Origin of the sequence: Sinomonas notoginsengisoli, assembly GCF_021554725.1 — a bacterium.
In the GTDB taxonomy this organism is placed as follows: Bacteria; Actinomycetota; Actinomycetes; order Actinomycetales; family Micrococcaceae; genus Sinomonas; species Sinomonas notoginsengisoli.
Genome location: NZ_JAIZDP010000002.1, coordinates 47,403 through 70,209, shown reverse-complemented (window position 1 = coordinate 70,209; position 22,807 = coordinate 47,403). Strand labels below are relative to the sequence as shown.

The window sequence follows — 22,807 nt, the reverse complement described above, 5'->3', positions numbered from 1 at the left end:
CGGCGGCCTCGTGGACGGCGGCACGTACTACTACAAGGACCTCGGAGGCGGCTGGTTCCAGCTCCTCGACAAGCCCTCCGACAAGGGCGGCAGCGTCATCACCCTCAGCGGCGGCTGGACCGGGAAGTCTCACAGCATTGTCCGCCAAGGCGACGCGCCCGCGGGCGACGCGAGCGCCATGGGCCCGCGCGCCATCTCCCCGGGAACGACGACGGGCTTCCGCGGCGTCGCGGTGACCGCCACCAACTCGGACAGCATCGGAGCCTTCGGTATTGGCCTTGGTTTCGCCGGCACCGCCGCAGTCACGATCGCTGGCTCGGTTGCCGTCGTCACGGTCCACACGTCCGCGCACATTGGCGCGAACGCGAAGGTCAACTGCTCAGCAACGTGCGCGTCCAACGTCGCAGGCGCCGACCCGGGCCAATCGGTCCAGGTCTCCGCGGCCAACCAGTTCTACCAGCTCGGCATCGCCGCAACCGTCGCGATCGGCGGCACTGCTGGAGTCTCGATCCCGGTGGCCGTCCGCGTCGTCAGTCTTGACACCTACGCCTACATCGGTACTGGCACGGCAGCCAACGCTCAGAACACGATCGCCGTGACGGCAGACGGCAAGGACACCGTGCTCTCGTTCGCCGTCGGTGCGGGCGGCGGAACGGTGGGCGTAGCCGGTACGGTGGCCGTCACCATCCTGAACGTGCACACGTTCGCGTGCACCGGCACGCCGGGCGGCTCCGATCCGTTCGCCTGCACGGGCAACGGTGCTACGCTCTCGGCCGGCAATAACGTGCTCGTGTCCGCGAACGACGCGACAAAGCTCCTCCTCATAACGGTCGCCCTCGCCGGGGGGTACGTGGGGGTTGGTGCGGCGGTGGGCGTCGCGACCCTCGACAAGCAGGTACGCGCCTACCTCGGCGCTGGGAGCGTCGTGGACGCCCTCGCCAAGGGCGCCCCGGTGGCTGGCATCCCGAACGGCACGATCGGCGGATCGCAGTCCTTCTCCGGAGTGATCGTCCACGCGGGTTCGAGCGAGAACATCTTCGGGCTTGTCCCAGCGATCGGCGGCGGGTTCGTCGGCGTCGCCGGTGGCGTCCAGGTCACCCTCCTGACGACCTCGACGGCGGCGTCGATCGGCGGCTACAGCCAGATCAACACTGCGGCGGGAGCGTCCACGGCCCAGGGCGTGAGTGTCACAGCGACCGATGACTTCGCATCCCTGACGATCGCGGGCGGTGCGGCAGGCGGGTTCGTCGGGGTCTCCGGCGGGGTTGACATTGGCACAGCCAACAGTTCGGTCCTCGCCCACATCGATGGCCCCTCGACCGTCAAGGCGCTCAGCAGCGTCGAGGTCTACGCACTCTCGACCAAGCAGGTCAGCACCTTCGCGGTGAGCCTGTCCATCGGTGCGGTGGGCGTGGCAGCCTCGGTGTCCGTATGGAGCATCGGCACCACGCCCGTCACGACGTACCAGGACAGCAACGGTGGCAATAGCCGCGGGCCTTGGGACGGCACGCATTCCTACGCCAAGGGCGATGTGGTCAGCTACGGCACCACGCAGTACACGGCCACGGACAACATCGCCGCCGGCGGTAGCAACCCGACGATTGACACGGCCCACTGGCGCGGTCCGTCCAACGCGACAAGCGGCGACGCGGGCAACAGCGTCACCCAGGCCGGCAGCACCGCCCAGGGCGGCGGCTCGAACGGCTACCAAAGCCACACGCTCGACGGAACGACGACATCCGGCCCGGCGCCCACGTGGAGCTCCGCGGTCAGCTACACGTCCGGCCAGCTTGTCAGCTACAACGGCAGCACGTACGGAGCGACGTCGAACATCGCCTCCGGCGGCCTGGACCCCGCGCACAACTCCGCGTGGCGCCTCAATTCCGGTACCGAGTCGTCGACCAACGCACGCCTCGCCGCGCGCCTCTCCGCCGCGAGCGCCAGGATCGCAGCGGCTGCGCCGACCACGAATCTCGGTACTGCGGCCCTCAGCACGTCTCCCACCGGCGGCACCGCAGCAACGATCGATGCGACGGTGATCGCGGGCGGACACGTCAACGTCTGGGCCATCGACCGGCTGCACGTGCTCGGCGTTGCCGGCGCGGGTGCGGCAGGGCTCGGAGGGCTTGGCGTCTCCGTGCTCGTGCTCAACGTCAACAGTGCGACGAACGCCGGCATCGGCGGAACCGCCACGATCCAGGCGGGCTCCGGCTCGGGCGGCGGCGTGAGCGTCAAGGCCCGCATGGACGACGAGACCGTGACGGGTGTGGGCTTCGTCGGGGCTGCGGGCGCCATCGCCATCGGCGCTCAGGTCGTGGTGATCAACGACTCGAGCACCCAGAACGCCCACATCGACTCGAGCACCACTGCTGCAACGCTCAACGGCCCTGTCACCGGTCAGGGCATCACCCAGGCAGGCGGCGGCATCGAGGTCGCGGCATACGCCAAGCGGAGTGCGAACAGCTACGCGATCGGCATCGGGCTCGGCGCCGTGGCCGTGGGCGTGTCCGCCGCGGTTGTGAACGTGACCGGCGGAGCCAGCGCGACGGTGGGCAACATCGCCGTCGGCGCCGTGGGCCCGGTTGACCACCTCAACGTCTCTGTCGTCGACAACGCGACCAACGACCTTCTGGCCATCGCGTTCCAGGCCGGCGTGGCCGGTGGATTCGCGGGCGACCTCGCCTTCGTGACGCTCGGGGGCACGGCGACTGCCTCGAGCGGGGCGCACGGCACCCTCGGCGCTGGAGGCGTGAGCGTCACGGCCGATGGCGTCCACACGGCCGCGGCCAGAACCCTCAACGTTGCGACGGGCGTGCTCGCGGTCTCTGTGACGGTCGCCCGCGTGGTCAACTCCCGCTCGACCGAGGCCCTGGTGGGCCCGACATCGGCGATCACCTTCAGCACACCGGCCCCGTTCTTGGCCAAGGCCACCGCGAGCAACTCCGCGATCGCGACCGCACCGGGCGGCGGTGCGGGCGGCGTCCAGGTCACCGCCCTCCTCGCGTTCGCCACGGTCTCCGGCCACACGACCGCCGAGGCCGACGGTTTCGCGTCGAACGCCGCCACGATCACGGTGCAGGCTTTCGCGGACAACACCGCTACAGCGTCGTCTACCACGATCGGCGTATCGGTCGTGGGACTGTCCGGCGGCGTGGCAACGGCCGATATCATCTCGGACGCGAAGATTGAGGCCACCATCGGCGCTGGTGCCTCTATAAGTGGCTCCGGCGCGGCCCTCATCGAGGCCGGGACCCGCAACGCCGGCAACAAGGCTGCGGCGACGGCCACTCTCGGCAACCTTGGCGGCATCGCAGCGCTCAGCGTGATGGCGGCGGCCGCCCACGACAACTCGGCTGCGCGTGTGAAGGTGTACGGCGTGGTCACAACGACGTCGTCGGCAGCGACCCCGGGTGCCGCGGCCATCGGCGTGCACGCGAGCGGGACGAACAATGCCACTGCTGATATCTTCGTCGTCACCGGCAGCCTGGGTTTCGCGGGCAACGGAAGCATGGCGTTCTCCGAGGTGGGCGGTAGCAGCGACGTCGAAGTCCTCGGGCAGGCCGGCGGAGCCCTCAACTCGAGCGGCCTCGTGGAGGTCACCGCGATCTCGCACAACCACGCGGAGGCGAGCACCGTCCTTGGCGCCGGTGGGTTTGCCGCCCTCGGCGTCTCCGTCCCCACCGCGAAGGTCGACGGCGGCACGGACATCCGTCTCGACGGCACCGCGATCACGGGCTCGGCCGCCTCGGCGACGGCCGAGAGCCACAACTTCGCCGAGGCCACCACGAAGGCCATCACGATGGGCGCGATCGCGGCCCAGATCGCCTCCGCGAAGGCTGAGATCGGCTCCAACGCAACCACCGAGGCGGGCATCGGCTCCGCCAACGTGCGCGCGGGCGCGATTGCTCTCACCGCCACCTCGTTCGATACCGCGACCGCGGAGTCGGGCGGCGCCTCCGGCGCCGGGCTCTCTGTCCAGGTGTTCACACCCGAGGCCCAGATCCATGGCTCCACGCGCGCCTATGTGGCCGGCGGCAGCGCCGTCGTCGCCGGTTCCCTCACGGCCAAGGCGATCGCGACTCCGAAGGCCACCGGTACCGCAAAGATGCTCGGCCTCGCCCTGCTCAGCGGCACGGGCGCGACGCCGGTGGCGAACGTGGACGGCACGACCGAGGCCTACGTCGGTGCAGGCAGCACCGTCTCGCTCGGCACGGGCGTCGCCGACCTCGAGGCAACGCGCAACGCCTCCGCGACGGTCACGAACGTCGACATCGCCATTGCAGCGGTCTCGATCGCCTTCATCGACCTCGAGGCCACGACGGCCGGCACGATCGCCGCCCACATCGACGACGGTGCGACGTTGACCGCCGGCAACCTCACCCTGTCCGCGGGCGGCACGAGCACGCCGACGGCGACGAATGCCCCGCCCGCCGGGTCCAATATCACGGTCGGCCTGGCCTCGGGCGCATTCATCAAGACCCACGCGACGGACGTGACAGTGGTCAAGGCCTACGTCGGCCCCGAGGGTGCGGCCGCCGATGCGACCCACCCGGCCGCGGTGACGGTGAGTGGGTCTGGTAAAGCGGCTTCCATCACGGCCAGCCTCACCTCGGCGCCAATGGCCTTCACCGACATGATCAGCGTCGGCCTCGGATTCAACCTCGTCATCGTCACCGAAATCACGTCGTCGGCCCCGACAGTGAAGGCGTTCTTGGGCGGCTCGGCGAAGGTGTCCGCCTCGAGCGGGACGGTGGAGTTCATTGCCTCGACGAACGCTACTGCGATTGCCGACGGCCGCGGTATCGGCATTGCGGGCGGCTTCAGCGCCGGCGCGACGACGGCCACGTCCGACTTCCGTCCGACCGTTCAGGCGTTCACGGTGGGCGGCGGCGAGCTCCACGGCACTGGCGTGACGGTCTCGGCGCGGGTCAACGTGGACTCCACGGGCAACCCAATCCGCCCCTCGGTGACCCTGGCCGGCGACTCAACCCCGTCGACCGTCGACCCGGCCTTCGCGCGGGTGCGCCTCACGGGCATCGCCGTGGGCGGTGCGGTGACGGCGGCGAGCTCGACGGCGACGAGCAGGCCCGAGGTCTCCACCACGATCGGCACAGGCACGGCCCTCAGTGGCCCCGGCTGGGTCCAGGTGACGAGCGTCGCGTTCAACGCCGCGACAGCCGAGGCCCGCTCGCTCTCGGCGGGAATCGTGGCCGGCGTTGGGCTCGCCCAGCCCACGGCCGAGGTGGGCGGGCACGTCAAGGCTGACTTCAATGGCACTGCCACCGGTGTGACCACGCTAACCGTGGGGTCGACGGTTAACTCGGCATCCACCGTCCATGGCCGCGCGGCTGCCGGTGGCCTCGGGGCCGGTGTCACGAGCGGCACCTACCGGGCCACCACGGACATGGGCGTCTCGGCCGGCGTCGGTGGAAGCATCGCCGCCACAGGAGACGTCACTATCCAGGCGATCGAGCAGAACTCGACGGTCGCGGACTACAGCGCTGTCTCGTTCGGCGGGTTCGGTGCGGTCGGCGTATCGACCGTCAGTGCGACCGACTCTTCGACGGTGTCCTCCGGCGTGACAGGGAGCGTCTCCAGCGGCGGAACCCTCTCCCTCTTCGCCTACCACAACTTCGACGGCTCCAACTTCCTCACCGACCACCTCGTCGACGCCTCGGGCAGTGCGCTCACGGCGGCCCTGGGCCTCGCGATCTCGAGCAACAACCTCTTCGCGAAGGCCGCATCGACGACGACGGCAACGCTCGCCGCGGGCGCGACCCTCGCCGCGCCGGGAGGGGTCATCGCCGTCCGGGCGGTGAGCGGCAACTTCGCGCACTCGAAGCTCGAGAACGCGGGCGGCGCGATCCTCAACGTGTCCGTGGACTCGAACCCGGACGCTGAGGCCTCGGGCACGACGACGGCGTCCGTCCTCGGCAACGTGCGCATGTTCGACGGCGTCAACAGCACTCCGGGTGCCGCGACCCTCACGGTCATGGCCAAGGGGAACGACACCGCAGTCGCCGGTATGGATGAGAGCGGCGGCGGCCTCTTGTCGGTCGCGAACTCCACCTCAACGAGCCACGGCACCCCGACCGTCGGCGTTGTCCTCGGCGGTTCGACGTCGGTCATCCGGGTCAGCGGGAACATCAGCGCCCAGTCGATCGGCTTGGCCGATTCGGACGCGAGCACGTCAAGCGCGACGGGCGGCGCCATCAACATCGGCTCGTTCAGCGCGACGGCGACAATGTCCCCGACATCGACGGCGTCCGTGACGGGCGGCGCGAGCATCAAGGCCGCGGGCTCGATCAGCGTCGACGCGTCGGCTAACCCGCCGCTCCCGCCGGCCTCGGACGGCACGTTCGACGGCGTGGGCGGAGTCTCGGACGCTGCCAACACGATCACGTTCACCGCGAACCACAGCGCCAACACGGGCGACGTCGTGACGTACGACGCGCAGGGCCACCCGGTTGTCGCGGGCCTCACCGCTGGCGCACAGTACTCAGTCATCGTGACGAGCCCGACGAGCCTCGAGCTCGGCGCGGTCTTCACGGGCACGAACGTTGACGCGGCGAACGACGTCATCGACTTCGGGCTCCGCCAGCACCACCTGCATGAGGGCGACGTCGTCTGGTACTCGGCGGTCCCGCTCGGAGCGGGCGGCGTGACCTCGGACGTCGGCGGGCTCACGAACAACACTCGCTACCGCGTCCACTTCCTCGACGCCTTCCGCGTCAAGCTCCAGCCCATCGGCCTCACCGCGGCGAGCGTTTCGGTCAACGCGGGCAGCATCAACGGCGGGACCGGCGTCATCACGGCCTCGAACAGCTTCCACGACGGCGACTTCGTGACGTACTACCAGCCGGGCCCGGTCGCGACGTTCAGCTCGGGCCAGGTGAACGTCCTCTGGGACGGCGGCCAGAAGAAGTGGGTCACGGCGACGGGCAACGACGCCAACGACGTCTTCTTCGCGGTGGAGGACCCGTCCAACCCCGGCAACTTCCTGGACATGGGCTTCTCGACCGGCACGCGCGTCTACTACTCGCCGAAGTCGGGCAGCAACATCGGCATCGCGGCTGGATACTACTACCTCATCCGGGTCAACGGCCAGGAGTACAAGTTCGCCGATTCGCTGTGCCACGCGACGGGCCTGAAGGCGGATTGCGGCACGTCGACGAACCAGCCGCAGGCTGCGCTCACGCTCGCGCCGGACACGTCGCCCGCGGGCAAGGCCGTCGTCCAGCAGCTCTGGTACGCCGCCAACGCACCGATCCAGGGCCTCACGGACGGACACGGCTACTATGTCGTCGGCTGCGGCGGCGCGTGCTCGTCGTCATTCTCCCTCTCGGACACGCCCGGCGGCGCTGCCAAGACCTACACGATCGCCTCTGGCCAGACGGGCGGGCTCCACACGTTCGCCCGCGACGGCATCGACCTCTCGGCGCCGACCGTCCCCTCGGGCGTCTCGGGCCTCGGGAGCCTCGTCTACACGCTCGTCGAGGACATCGCCCCCGCGAGCGGCGCGGGCACGCAGCGGCTCCACGGCATCGGAGACAACATCCCGTTCGGCGCGACGAGCGGAGACCTCATCGTCTCGGCGTCCGCGACTGGTGGCGGAGGCGGCGCGATCTCGGTCTCGACGGCGGCATCCCTCGTCCAGGCCACATCCACCCTGAGCGCGACCGTGGGCAACGGTGCGACGCTCGACGGCGGATCCGTCACGGTGACGACGCACGGCATCGTCTCGGGCAAGACGGTCTCCTCGAACGACAGCGGCGGGCTCATCTCGGTGAACTCGGCGAGCGCGGACACGCACCTCTACTTGGGCAACACGATTCTCGTCGACACCAACGCGGCGCTCAGCGCGGCCCAGGGCGTGACCGTTTCGGCGAACTCCGAGCTGCACCCGACGATGATCGCGTCCTCGAGCTCGGGGGGCCTCTTCGCGGGCGGCGGATCTGGCGAGACGATCCTCGCCGACTACTCGACGACCGTGACCGTCAAGGGCTCGGTGACCGCGGGCACGGCGGCGACGATCGAGTCCCACACCGCGGTGTTCGCGTATGGCAAGGGCACGGCAGACGTCGGCGGCCTCGGCGTCGACGGCACGACGAACCTCGCGATCCGCGTGGGCCGCGGCGACGCCTCGTGGGTTCCCGGATCGACGGCGGTCGCCACGACCCAGACGACGGTCGGTGGCTCCGTGACAGGCCGCTCGGTGGCCGTGGGCTCGTACGTCGACGCGCTCCAGCTCATCGGCACCTCCAGCTCGCGGGCCACGGCGTTCGGTGCGAACTCCGAGGCAACGACGTCGGTCGACGTGAGCGGCCTCACCCAGACCGTCCTCTTGAGCGGCGCGACGCTCACGGGCAACGTCTCGACCGCGCTCAACGCGGAGTACCGCGGGATCAACATCGACAGCTACGCGTCCTCGACGTGCCACTGCTTCGGCGGCCGCACGTCCCCGACCGCGAGTTCGGACGTCAGCACGACGGCCCAGGTCGCGGGGATGAGTGGGTCGACCATCACGACCTCGGACCTCACGGTCACGGTCAACCAGCTCGTGGACCACTACCTGCGTCACACCCACCGCACCGGTGGCTTCCTCGACTTCGGCGGCTCCGACAGCAGCGGCGGCAGCCAGAACTTCCAGCGCTGGATCTTCTGGGAGTCCACGGTCATCATGCTCGGCGAGCCGAATCCGTGGGTGGAAGTGGATTCCGCGGGCAACGTCACCAAGCTCGTCAACGCCACCGTGCGGGACCTCAACGGCCACGTCTTCACCGATGATCCGTTCAACAACGTCCACACGGTGGGCCAGCTCACGGGCACCCAATTCAGCGTGGACGACATCATCTACGACCACGGCGCCAACGCCCGGTTCCTCGCGAACGTGCCCACGAACATCTCCGGCGGAAGCATTCCTGTCGGTGTGATCTGGGGCGGCCGGGGTCAGTTCCAGTTCCAGCAGACGTGGAACTACGTCAAGCTCATGAACGCGTCCAGCCTGAACATGATCGTGAACAAGATCAACGTGGTGAACACGGTCAACTCGCCCGTGATCGACATCCGCGTCCAGTCGATCCAGCTGGGAACCGGCCATGCCACGAGCGGCCTGAGCCCGACGACCGTGGGCGGCAGCTTCGACTTCGACATCCACTACACGTTCCCGCCCACGCTCGTCCAGATCAAGAACACATGCCCGTTTACGTGCACCGGCCAGAACCCGTTCATCCGGCTCGACAACTTCATCGAGAACCCCATTGGCACCACTGAGGTGACGAACGCGAGCGGCGACATCCTCGCCGGACCGCTCGGCGCGGTCGGCACGAAGGTCATCCGCACCAACGTGCTCACGCTGTCCGCCCCGCACGGGAACGTCGGCCACCAGGCCGCCCAGCACCCGGTGTCCGGGACGCAGGACGCGGAGCGCAACCCGATCGCCGTCGAACTCGTCCGCTACCAAAGCGTGGACGGCGCCTACCACGACTTCACGATCACCGCCGACGCCGGCGCGGACCTCGTGCTCGACCTCACTGCGAACCGCCGCACCGATGAGGTCCTCGGCTCCGCTCTCACGGTCACTGTCCAGCGCCTGACCGCGGGCGACGACATCGACGTCGTCATCAACGACAGCAAGAACGGCAACGACCTCGCGACCAACGTCCTTGTGACGGTCAACGCCTACACGCCCAGCACGAGCTACTACCACTACGTCTTCCCCACGGGCTACAACCCTGCCCTCGGCGGCGATACCGGGCCCATCGGCTCGACGTCGACCAATCCCGGCAGTGGCCAGTACCAGACCCACTACGAGCCGGACACCGCAGATCCGAACCTGGCGCGGATCCTGCGCGCCTTCGGGACCACGACGACGGTGCTCGACTCGGCCTACGTCTTCACCGAGGCCCGTTCCGGCGACGACCTGGACATCTGCCACGTCTCCACGTCGTCCGCCTACGCGGCCCAGGAGCCCAAGTACTGCGCGACGACGGCGATCAATGACGCGACGCACGTCGTGGGAGCGGCGACGCCGACCACGACCGTGACCTTCACGATCAACACCGACGTCGCGTGGACCGGCGGCTCGCCGACCCCCACCCCGGTGGATGATCCGAGCATGTCTGGCGGCTACCTCGCAGGGGACGCCGCCCAGATCTTCCTCACGACGAACGGCAAGATCACCGCGACCGAGCTCGCCGGCGATATGCTCGTCGGCCACATCGACTCGACCCAGAACGACGTGGTCCTGTCCTCGCCGCAGCGTATCCTCGACGCGAACAGCCAGACGTCGATCGACGTCACGGGCGTGAACATCACGATGACGGCCGGCACCGGCGGCGTCTTGGGCGGCATCGGCCTCCCGACCGACTTCCTCGAGGTCAACGTCGACGTGCTCCGCACCAACACCGGGGTCCTGACCGCGATCGACACCGCGTCGACGAACACCCTGGGCGTGTTCCTCACCGAGATCGGCGACAGCAACCCGGCGACAACCGACGACCTTCGCATCCACCTCGTGCGTACGCGTGGCGGCGTGTCCCTCGCGACGGTCAAGGGCTCGGTCATCGACGCGAACGGCCCGTCGGGACAGACGGCGGCGGAGGTCATCGGCAACACGATCGACATCAAGGCCGTGGGCGGATCGATCGGTGCGGCCGACGGCACCAACGACCTCGACATCTCCTCCGGCCGCTTCGCGACGCCGTGGAGCGCATCGTCCGCGATGCCGGCGGCTACCGCGGCCTTTGAGGCGGACCAGGGCATTTTCGTCACGGAGATCCCCGACTCCTACGATCCGTTCGACCTTGGCACGCCGGCGCCGATGAACGTGGTGCTCGCCCGGACGTTCGCCGGCAACATCCGGCTCACCGTAGCGGAGACCACGGCGCAGGGTGAGGACCTGAACCTGCTCCCGTGCGCGGCGTCGACCGCGGGCGGACGCCAGGCCTGCAGCCTCCTCTTCGTCGAAAACGCGCCGCGGACGACGGCGAACGGCCAGATCCAGCGCGGCCTCATCCAGGCGGACGCCGGCTGGGTGCTCCTGCGGGTGGGCGACAACGTCACGACCGACGGCTACAACGCCGCGGGCGGAGGGTCGGTCGCGACCGACGGGAACCCCGCCCTCGTTGCGAGCATCCGCGCCGCTCAGTGGATCGACATCTTCGGCGACTTCTCCAACAGCGGCCCCGGGTCGGCGATCGGCGTCCCGGATACTGGCTGGGGCACGACCATGCACCTCCACGGCGAGCTGTGGTCTGGCACCGCCCAGACGACGAACGGCACCGCGGTGTTCGGCGGGACGCAGACGAACGCGTGTGTGAGTCTCCTCGATAAGGACGGCCACGCGTGCAACCTCACGCGCATCTTCGGCAATACCGATTCGGACATTATCAGCCTCGACCAGACCTACTTGCGCAACATCACCCGCGTCTACGGCTCCAACACGCCAACCCCGTTCGGCTCCTATGCCGCGGCCGGCGACGGCGAAGACTTCATGTTCGTCAACCAGCTCCAGACCATGGACGTGGCGGATGGCATGACGCTCACCCTCGACGGCCAGTCGGGCACGGACACGTACGTCATCAACACGACAGGCAGCCAGCCGTGCTTCGCTGGCGACCCGACCGGGTCCACGTGCCATAACTACGTGATCAACGTCCTCGACACGGGGGCTCCGGCCGACGGCTCGGACGTCCTCACGGTCAACGGCTACGACAGCCCGCGGTCGGGCTACGACGCCCAAGGCAACCCGTACCCGACCGACGACATCTTCCTCCTGCGCCGCTCGCGGTTTATCGCCTCGACGCCGACGTCCAACATAGCGAACGAACTCGCCGACAATCCGGGCTTCGTGGCGCTCCTGCACGGCCAGCTCGGCGCCCGCACGCCGGTCTTCACGGGCAACCTGAGCCTGTGCTTCACCTCGGCCTGTGGCGCCGGGACGGCCACGGGCCGGACGCTCATGGGCGCCCCGGCGGGCACCTTCGCCACGAGCCTGGCGGGCCTGCGGGTCCACCTGGGCGGCCCGACCGCTGGCGTGTGGGCCGGGGACTACACGGTGGCCAGCGTTGACCCGAGCGGAACGTGGATCACGTTCGCCGAGACCCTGCCGATCGGCGTCTCGCTCACCACGGAGCAGGTCCCGACGTCGAACGTCGCACTGCCCAACGTGACCGTGAGCCTGCTCGCGAACGACGTCACGACGTCGGACCCGACCGGCAGCGCGGCGATCCGCACCCAGGCCTACGAGCGCATCAACTACGACACGGGCATCAACGGCCGCCTGATCGTCAACGGCCTCGGCGGCAACGACGTCTTCGCCTCCGACGACGTCACTGTCACCACGACGCTCGACGGCGGTGCCGGCAACGACTCGTTCCAGATCGGCCAGATCTACGGCCGCCAGCGCGACGCGAACGCGTTCACCTCAAACCTGGGTGTCTCGCTGGACGGCATGACGCGGGACACGAGCGGCGGCGACCTCAACGCGCAGGACGTCTTCGGCACCGTCGCGACGACGCGCGGCTGGGTGTCGAGGGGCGCGTCCGCCCCCCTCGTCGCGGTGGGCGACGCCGGCGACGACACGTTCACCGTGTACTCGAACCAGGCCCCGTTGCGCCTCGAGGGCAACGACGGCAACGACCTCTTCGTGGTCCGCGCCTTCGCCCTGGCCGAGGTGCGCACCGGGCACGGCCTGCCCGCCTCGATGGGCGGCAAGTCCTGCACCGACCCGAGCGTGTCCCTGACCGACGCCGAGCGGGCCACGTGCGACATCGTGTGGATCAACGCCAACGACCAGATCGCGATGCCGCGCCTCACAAGTGGCTTCTCGACGGCCGCCGAGAGCGACATCCGCACGGGCGCCGGCCAGAACCAGGTCATGTACAACCTGAACGCGCCAGTCTCGATCGACGGCGGCACGGGCTTCAACAAGGTCGTGATCCTGGGCACCGAGTACGCGGACCACATTGTCGTCACGGCCAGGGCCATCTACGGCGCCGGGCTGAGCGTGAAGTACGTCAACGTCCAGGTCCTCGAGATCGACGCCCTCGAGGGCGACGACACGATCGACGTGCTCTCCACGGCGCCCGGGATGGTCACGCGGGTGATCGGCGGGCTCGGCAGCGACACGATCAACGTGGCCGGCGACGTGGCAGGGGACGTGTTCGCCCTGAACATCGACGGCACGTCCAGCACGGTCAACCACGGAGTCGTCTCGACCGATCCGAACTACAACGGGATTGTGGCCGACGGCGTGCCGGTCACCGTCGCGCGGCCGGGCCAGGGCCAGGTGGTCATCACCGAGAGCGGTGGTTTCACCGCCGTCTACGAGGGCGGCTGCTACCTCCTGAACCCGACATCGTCGCTGTGCGGCACGGCGCCGCCGCTGCCATCACTCGACTCCTACACGGTGCACCTCGCGGCGCACCCGGTGTGCGCCGGCCTGACCGACACCCAGTGCAAGGTGTATGTGACCGTCTCGGCCGCCTACCCGCCGTCCACCGAGCACGCCCGGCTCACGGTCGGCAACCTGCCTGACGGAGCCCCGAGTGGGACCGACGGCGACACGATCCTCGTCGCCGCGAACCTCAGCGGCAGCGCGCTGGCCGACTTCTACCGCCAGATCATGCTCGGCGGAGCGTCGAAGAGCGTTTCGAACCGCTCGCTGGTCCTCGTGTTCGACGGCACGAACTGGAACACGGACCAGACCGTGTACCTGTACGCGGTCGACGACACGCGGCCCGAGGGCACCCGCATCGTGACGGTCAACCACACGGTGATCAGCGCGGACCCGAAATTCGACGGCGCGGTGGTGCGCAACGTCGAGGCGACGATCTTCGACAACGACCAGGCCGACATCCAGGCCGGCCAGACCGACCCGACCACGGGCCACCTCGACAACGACACGACGGTCCTCGCCGGCACGGTCTCCCCGGTGGTCACCGAGGTCGCGGACCAGGTGACGGTCCAGCTCGCGATGGCGCCGGCGGTGGGCAAGACCGTCGTTGTACGGATCGTGCCCGGCGACCAGATGGTCTGCCTGGCCAGCGCCGACGCCCGCTTTGCCGTCGCGCAGGGCGCGGCGTTCACGGACCCGACCGCGTGCGGCGCGACCCCGTACGTCTACACGGCGACATTCGACAGCACCAACTGGTACCTACCCGTCGTCGTCAGCGTCCACGCGAGGAACATCCTCGCCCCGATGGACCCCCACAACACCGCCGTCATCATGACGATCGACCCGTCCACGACCGACTCCGCCTACCTCGCGGCCAGGAGCCGGATCAGCTCGCGGGTCGATGTCCAGGTGATCAGCGCCAAGACGCCGGGCGTGTTCGTCCAGCAGTCCGATGGCAGCACTCTCGTCCAAGCCTGCGGCAACGCGGTCTGCACGGTCCCCGGCGCAGGGGACTCCTACACCCTGCGGCTCAACAGCGCCCCGACGGCGCCCGTGACGATCTTCTCGCTCACGGACGGCCAGGTGGATGTCACCGGTTTCGGCGGGGCGAACTACGCGGCCTACGGCGGGCAGCACGGGGCGCAGGCCTTCAAGGGCTTCATCAACGTCTCTGGCGCCACGGTGACCCGCGGCAACGGCTCCGACCTCGGCAGCTTCCTCGACGAGGGCTTCCGGATCGGGCAGAAGATCCGCATCTCCGGTACCGGCACGGCCGACGACGGCGACTACCAGATCGTGGGCCTCACCACGAATTCGCTGACCCTTGACCGCGCACTCCCGATCGACCGGAGCAGCTGGGCCAGCCCGTTCGCGAACGTCGTCATCAGCCAGCTCCAGGACGCCGGCGTCTTCAGCGGCACCACCGGCCACACGCTCTCCTACAACGCCACGACCGGCGCCCTAACCCGCGAGGACGGCACGAGCTGGCTCGATTCCGGCTTCACCGAGGGCATGGTCGTGAAGATCGGCGCCGATCCCGCGTTCTACAAGATCCAGGGCTTTGGCTCGGCCAACGGCGGCACGCTCAACGTCCTGTACTTCACGGCGGCGGCCAAGCCGGCCACCGTGGACCCGCTAGCCACGGTCACCCAGTGGGCCGCGTTCGTGATCTTCACTCCGACCAACTGGTGGATCCCGCAGGCCGTGAACCTCGTTGCGGACGTCAACTGGGTGGTCCCCGCTGGCCGTTCCAGCCTCATGACGTTCCCGAAGCAGGCCCACCGCCTCGACCAGATCCGCGGACCGCTCTCTGTCGAGGGCGGCACCACGGCCTCCGACCGCTCGCTCAAGGCCGCGATCCTCCTGCCCGGCGAGGGCAACACGGCCCCGTTCCGCGTCGCCGCCCAGCCGCCGGAGTGGCAGCAGATCGACACGCTCAACGTCTACGCCGATGGCAGCAGGCAGAACCTCACAGGCACCTTGACCTCGACCGCGGTCACCGGCCTCAACATGGGCCCGGGCCTGGACTTCTCGAACCTTGCGGATCCGATCACGCACAAGCTGCCGTGGGGCGAGCCCCTTACCTTCGCCGGCGGTATCAGCTACGGCTCGCTCACCGTGGACCCGAACACTGGCCAGTACTCGACCGACGGCGCTGTCTCGACCATCGAGATCCTGAACATCATGCTCGGCGCGGGCAACGACGCGTTCACTGTCCAGTCCACGCTGGTGCAGGGCGGCGACGTCAACCCGATCACGGGCCTGCGCGGCGAACTCGCCCACCATGGCGGCATCACGGCCGTGCACGGCGGCGGCAACAGCCCGCTCATCGTCAAGGGCACGTTCGCCGTGGCCACGACGCCCGGCGGCCCCGGCCTCGTCCGCCAGGACGGTCTGCCGTGGGCAGACCTCGGCTTCCACGCGGGCCAGCTCGTCGAGGGACCCGACGGCCAGCTGTACACGGTCCTCGGCTTCGCCAGCAGCGGCAACCCCGCAGCGCTGCCAGGGGACGTCATGCTCCTGACACCTGCGACGACGACCGGCTCGGCGCTGACAGGCGGACCGTACACCGGCGCGGTCTCCGTGGTGGACGACCTCTCCGCCGGCAACGGCGTGACCCGCACGCCGCTCCCGGCCACCATCCCGGCCGGCTGGGGCCCGTCGCAGAGCATGCTCTCCGTCATCGCGGGCAACGGCATCCTCCTCTCCAACGGCCAGGCGTGGCAGGCCCTCGGCTTCCGCGCGGGCCAGCAGGTCTACATCCCGGGCGTCGGCGTCCGCACCATCGTCCAGTTCGCCAACAGCGCCGTGCTCAACGCGGACGGCAACCCGTCCGACGGTGCGGTGATGATCGTCGACGGCGCGCCGATCGCCACGGGTGCGCTGGCCGGCCTCGTGAGCACTGTGAGCCGGCTCTGGACCGCCACGGGCGGCACCGTCACCGGCTCGATCACCGCGACGTCCGACGGCGGCGTGGTCGCCTTCGCTGGGCTGCCCGCCGGTGCCCTGGCTGCTTCCGGGCTCACGGCAGGCATGCTCGTGCGGATCGACGGCGTGGACGGCTACCGCATCGTCACGGCCATCGACCCCATCGCCGGGACGATCACCGTCACGGGCGGTGCCCTCGCCGCGAAACCGACGTGGACCGGGACGGTCAGCGCCGTGCGCATGGGCGGCGACTCGATCACCGTCACAGGCGGCGGCGGCCCCGCCTCCCCGCTTGTGCTGTACGGCGGCACGTCCCAGGACGGTGTCTGGTACGGCGGCGACCCGACGCACCTCACGCTGCACAACTTCGGGCCCAAGCCGATGCCGCACATCGAGGGCGCGAACGTCACCCTGTCCCTCTCGGGCGACGGCCACACGGGCACGGTCACGCTCAACGCTGCCGGCAGCGGCACGGGCAGCGGCTCGTTCCTCCGCGACGGCTTCGCCGTGGGCCAGGAGCTCGCCCTGAGCCTCGCGAGCCCGTTCTCGCAGACGGCCTCGATCCTGCGCAGCACGGACCGCATTACGCTCGCGACGGGCACGTGGGACACGCGCTTCACGGCAGGCATGCAGGTCACCATCTCGGGCGTCCCCGGCGTGTGGACCGTCACCGGCTTCGACAGCACACGGGCAACCATGCTGCTCAACGGCCCGGTCATCGCCCCGATGCCGTGGCAGACGCTCACGGTGACCGCCGTGTCGCAGTACGTCGGCATCGTCAAGGCCGTCACCGCGACCCAGATCAGCCTGAACCTGGCGCTGTCGCTCGCCGACTTCCCCACCGGGCCCGCCTTCCCGGTCACGTCGCCCACCGCGCCGATAGCGGGCGCGTACAGCGTCGTCGTGCTCAACCGGGTCGGCAACAGCGCGCCGTTCTTCGTCTTCCCGCTCGCCAACCCGTTCCAGTTCAGCGGCAACGACGTCATCGACGCCCACGCGCTCACGGGCACCGACGCCAGCGGCAACCTCTTGAGCATCGGCGTCACGATGTACGGCGGCGCGGGTGACGACGTCCTCATCGGCTCGCAGACCGGCGACCAGATCGCCGGCGGCTCCGGCGGCGACACGATCTTCGGCGAGCGCGGCCAGAACATGGTCTACGGCGACTCGGGCTTCAACGTCGACCTCGTCACGCGCGTCCTCACGGTCGCGACGGCGGGCAACGGGCCCGCGGGCTACCCGGCCGCGCAGTACCCCGACCGCGACCTCCTCAAGGCCGGGAGGGACCTGATCTACGGCGCAGGCGCGGGCACGCTCCCGGGCGCCAACGGGACCACGATCGGCCAGGACGACAACATCGTCTTCGGCGACCTGGGCGTCATCACCCAGGACGTCTCGGGTGCCCGTGACACCACCAAGCCCGTCCCCGGCAAGCTCCAGAAGATCCAGACGACCCTGCTCACCGGCGGCCTCGGCAGCGTCGGGACGCAGGTGGACGGCGGCATCGGCGTGACGAGTGTCGACTCGAAGGCGCTCCAGAACGGCGACGACGACTGGGTGTACGGCGGCTCGGGTCGCGACATGCTCATCGGCGGCCCCGGCAACGACGCGGTCGACGGCGGCGGGCAGAATGACATGGTCTTCGGCGACAACGCCTCGATCCAGCGCAGCTACGGCGACTGGACCAATGGGCGCTTCCAGTCGCTGTGCGGGACGCTCCTGTACAGCCGCTCCGACCGGACGAACCCGTGCGGCGGAGCCGTGGATGCCTACAACTCCGGCGCGCTGCTGACTAACGGGATCGCCCAGAACTACCGCACCAACAACGACGTCCCGTGGTGGGCCGAGTACAAGGTCTCCAACCTATGGCAGGACTTCGCCGCGGACGACGGCCTCAAGTGGCTCGGCTCGTGGGGCAATGACTACCTCGCAGGCGGCGGCGCGAACGACGTGATCCTGGGCCAGATGGGCGACGACACGATCCAGGGCGACGGCTCGATCGACTGGATCGCCCCCGGAAGCCCCACCTCGACGCTCCAGCGGGTCGGCGCGTTCCGCACCCCGACCGGCTGCACGGGTGCCCCCGGCGCTCTCGTGTGCGACCCGGTCGGCCCGCTCACCGTCTACCCGAGCGTCGAGCGCGCCACGGACGGTTCCGACTACATTGAGGGCAACGCCGGCAACGACGTGATCTTCGGCGGCCTCGGCCAGGACGACCTCGTGGGCGGCAACTCCGACTTCTACAGTCTGACGAACGCGTACCAGCGGCCCGACGGCGGCTCCTACTCCGTGGTCGGCGACGCCTACGGCAACCCGACCTACGTGCCGCTCTCCAGCGTCGTCGGCGACCTCGGGAAGAACCTCATCTTCGGCGGCGCCGGCACGCAGATCGACCTCAACAACGAGGTCGGCGAAACCGGCGGCCTCAACGCGACGGCGAATCGGCAACTCGCCGACGGCACGCTTAACCTCGACATCCACTCCCGCGACGCCGACACCGTGGTGGGCGCGAACGGCGACATCATCCGGATCGTGGGCATCAACGGCATGGACACGTCGGGGTGCACGGCTGCAACGAAGCCCGGCGCCGCGGGTGATTGCCACCTGCTCCTGAGCGGCCCCGACACGGTCCGCTACATGACGTACAACTGGGACACGTACGACACCTCGCGCTGCACGGTCGACACGACCGGGCGGCCGGTCTCCTGCAAGTACAACGCCGACGGCCAGCAAGTGGTCCGCGGCGTGAGCCTGCTCGACTACACCCCCGGCGGCCCCGACTTCCGACCGGACTTGTTCTTCAGCGCAGCGTCGCTCGCCGCCGCGACGTGCAACACCTCGCCCACCCAGCCCGTCTGCAGCCCCGTCCTGGCCAACGGCGCCCACAGCGACCTGTTCGCCCAGTATCTCGCCGCGTGCGCCCCGACCCTGGATGCCAACGGCAACCCGGTCTACAAGGCGGCGTGCCGCATCTACGACATCGGCGGCGTCAACGAGACCCACGGCGAGTCCGGCGACGACACGATCTACTCGGGCCCGGGCAGCGATATCGCGTTCGGCGACGCGCAGAACGACCAGATCATCGGCGGGTGGGGCAACGACTGGATCTCCGGCGGCTCCGGGGACGACACCGTCCTCGGCGACGACGGGCGGATCTTCACGAGCCGCAACAGCGCCACCGGCGTCACCTGGAATGGATCCGCGTGGGTCGCGAACGGCTGCGCCCCGAACAGCGCCGGGTGCTACTCCGAGCCCCTCTACGGCGTCCTGACCCTCCTGCCCACGGACCCGAACACACGCATCTCGAACGGGAACGTGCTCGACGAGTACATCTACACGCCGGGCCAGGTCCAGCAGGCCATCATCAACCGCTCGGGAGCCCTAGCGACTGCGGTGGACGAGACGCCGTTCGACCTCACCCCGCGCTCGGCCGGCTCCACGAACCCCAACTACGACCCGAACAACTCCGACGACGTGATCTTCGGCGGCCTCGGCAACGACCAGCTGCATGGCGGGGCCGGCGACGACGCGATGAGCGGCTCCGAGGCCCTCGCCACGAGCTACGTCCAGGCCTTCGACGTCAACGGCAACCCCGTGGGCGTGACCCGGACCGACTTCAACCACCCGTGGAACCCGGGCGACATCCTCCACTTCGGCGCGGACACGAACGCGTGGCACTCCAACCACCACGTCGCCAGCCGGCTGGGCGAATTCCTCCTCTACGACGAGTACGATCCGCGCCGGATCATCCTGTTCAACCCGGACGGATCCGTGTGGAAGGGCGGCCCGCCGCCGAAGGACATGCAGTTCTTCCTCAACAACGACGCGACCCTCGGCGACCCCGTCACGGCGTGCATCGCCGTCGACAACCAGGGCAACTGCACGGCAACCAACAAGGCGATGCCCTCGGACGGCAACGACGTCCTGTTCGGCGACCTCGGCAACGACTGGCTCGTGGGCGGCACCGGCAACGACACGCTGTACGGCGGGTTCGGCAACGACCTCCTCCAGGCCGACGACGACCTCACTAAGGGCACGAGCTACGGCCTCAACGACGTCCCGGATGGCCCGAACTCGAGCTTCGAGGACCGCGCGTTCGGCGGCGGCGGCCTCGACATCCTCATCGGCAATACCGGCGGCGACCGCCTCATCGACTGGGTCGGCGAGTTCAACAGCTACATCGTCCCGTTCGCCCCGTTCGGCATCGCCACCGTCTCGCGCCAGAACGAGCCGCAGCTGCCCGAGTTCCTGTACGCCCTCTCGCGTTCGCAGGGCGCCGACCCGACGCGCGCCACGGACACCGGCGACGACCCGGCTCGCAACGGCGAGCCCGACGGCGAGCTCGGGCTCGTGCGCCAGTCCGACCATGGCCTCTGGCAGCAGCAGACCGGCGGGCCCACCGACCCGCAGGCCGGCAACATCCCCGGCGGAAAGCGGGACGTGCTGCGCTCGGCGGACTTCAACGGCGGCACGACGCAGGGCTTCGCCGTGGACTCAGGCTCGTTCCAGGTGGCCAATGGGCAGCTCCAGGTCGCCGCCACGAGCCTCGGCAACGATGCCGCCGCCGTGTGGTACGCAGACGCCTATCTCCCGGTCTACTACGAGATCCGAGCCTCGATCTCCGTCCTGAAGCCGACCGCAGGCTGGAAGGCGAATTCGTTCGTCATCTTCGACTACTGGAGCCCCACGGACTTCAAGTTCGCCGGGATCGACGATTCCATCAACAAGATGGTGATCGGCCACCGCGACGCGACCGGCTGGTGGTACGACGCTCAGGGTGCCGTTACGGGTTCGCTCTCACCGGGGACGTTCTACGACCTCCTCGTGGCCGTCAACGGCACCTTCGTGACCGTCACGATCAACGGGACCAAGGCGTTCTCCTACTCGTTCGCGCCCCGGGTTCTCTCCGACGGCACCCAGGTGGCCCTCAACAAGGGCTTCATCGGGTTCGGCTCGAACGACTCGCAGGGAGTCATCGACAACATCGCCCTCCAAGTCCTCCCGCCGCAGGTGACCCTCGACCGCACGAGCTACTTCGACAACGGAGCCGCCGACTGGTTCAGCTCCGACCAGACGGGCATCTGGAACGTGGCCTACGGGCGGTATGGGTCGGCGGCGACCGCAGGGTCGGCCCCCGCGGTGTCCCTCACGTCCTACACGCCGCAGGGCCAGCTCATTGACCCGACGTCCTACGTCGAGGTTGTCGCAGTCCTGAATACGAACGGCACCGGCGGCATCGTGTTCGACGAGTACGCACCCAATGACTTCAAGTTCGCCGCCCTCGACGTGGCGGGCCAGCGCGTGATCGTGGGCCATGCTGATCCCCGGCGCGGCTGGCAGATCCAGCAGTCCTACTCCGTCGCCCTCGCGGCAGGCAAGGACTACACGCTCGATCTGGTCCTCAAGGGCACAGTCGTCACCGTGACCCTCAACGGCAGCGTCCTCGGCAGCTACGTCTTCAACGCGGCGGTGACCGACGGCCGGGTCGGCGCGCTCGCGGCGGCCGGCGCGGCGTCGTTCGACTCGTTCCGGTTCATGACCGATGACGAGGTCTTCGCCGGTGCGCCACCTCCGCCTCCCACGATCTCGATCGCGGATGTGACGATCACTTCCCCGACGAGCGGAAGCACGACGGCGACCCTCACCATCACGCTCTCGGCCGCGCCGACCAGCCCGCTCACCCTCACGTGGTCCACACGTGACGGGCCGGTGGCCACGGTGGCCGCCGGGGACTACCAGGCGGCCTCGGGGACGGTCACGATCCCCGCGGGTGCGACGTCGGCGACCATCAGGGTCACCGTCTACGGCAGTGCCGTGTACGAGCCGATCGAATTCTTCTGGATTCAACTCGCGGCGGTCCCCGGCTACAGCCTCGCTCGCGGCTTCGCGGCCGTGACCCTCGTGAGCCCGGTGACGCCGCCTGCCGGGGCCGCCACGACGACGGCAACTCCCGTTGCCTCCGCGAGCGCGGCGAGCTACGCACCGGCACTGAACCCGCCGGCCAACACCACCACCAGCAATACCACCGGCACGAACACCGGCCCGAACGCCGGCACCACCACCAGCACGAACACCGGGACGAACACCGGCACGAACACCGGGACGAACACCGGCACGACCTCCGGTGCGTCGACGGCGTCGTCCACGGGTGCGGTGAGCCCTGCAGCCTCGACGACGAGCGGCGCGAGCATCACCGCGGTCCCGGCAACGGGAGGGAGCACCGTCACCTCGACGGGCGGCGTCTATTTCCAGGTCGTCGGCGCGAACACCAGGGACTTCTACCAGATCCTGCTGGTCTGCACGCTCAACGGGGTGGTCGTCTACGGCACCACCCTCACCGTGGTGATCGGCGCGAACGGTACCGGGCGGACGCCGACGGTCTATCCACCGGCAGGCGGCTCGTGCACGGCGTACCTGCAGATCCCGAAGCAGATCGACCGCCCGCGCACCCTCAGCCAGATCACCTTCGCCGTCACCTGA

General features: G+C 69.2%; 1 protein-coding gene (running past one end of the window). It reads left to right on the top strand.

The features are described 5' to 3' along the window. On the top strand, window positions 1–22,807 hold the 3' portion of the coding sequence (locus LF262_RS05910; RefSeq protein WP_235779369.1) for a hypothetical protein. 13,895 nt of this gene lie to the left of the window's left edge; 22,807 of the gene's 36,702 nt are visible here — the last part of the coding sequence; its start codon lies off the left edge, out of view; it ends in the stop codon at window positions 22,805–22,807.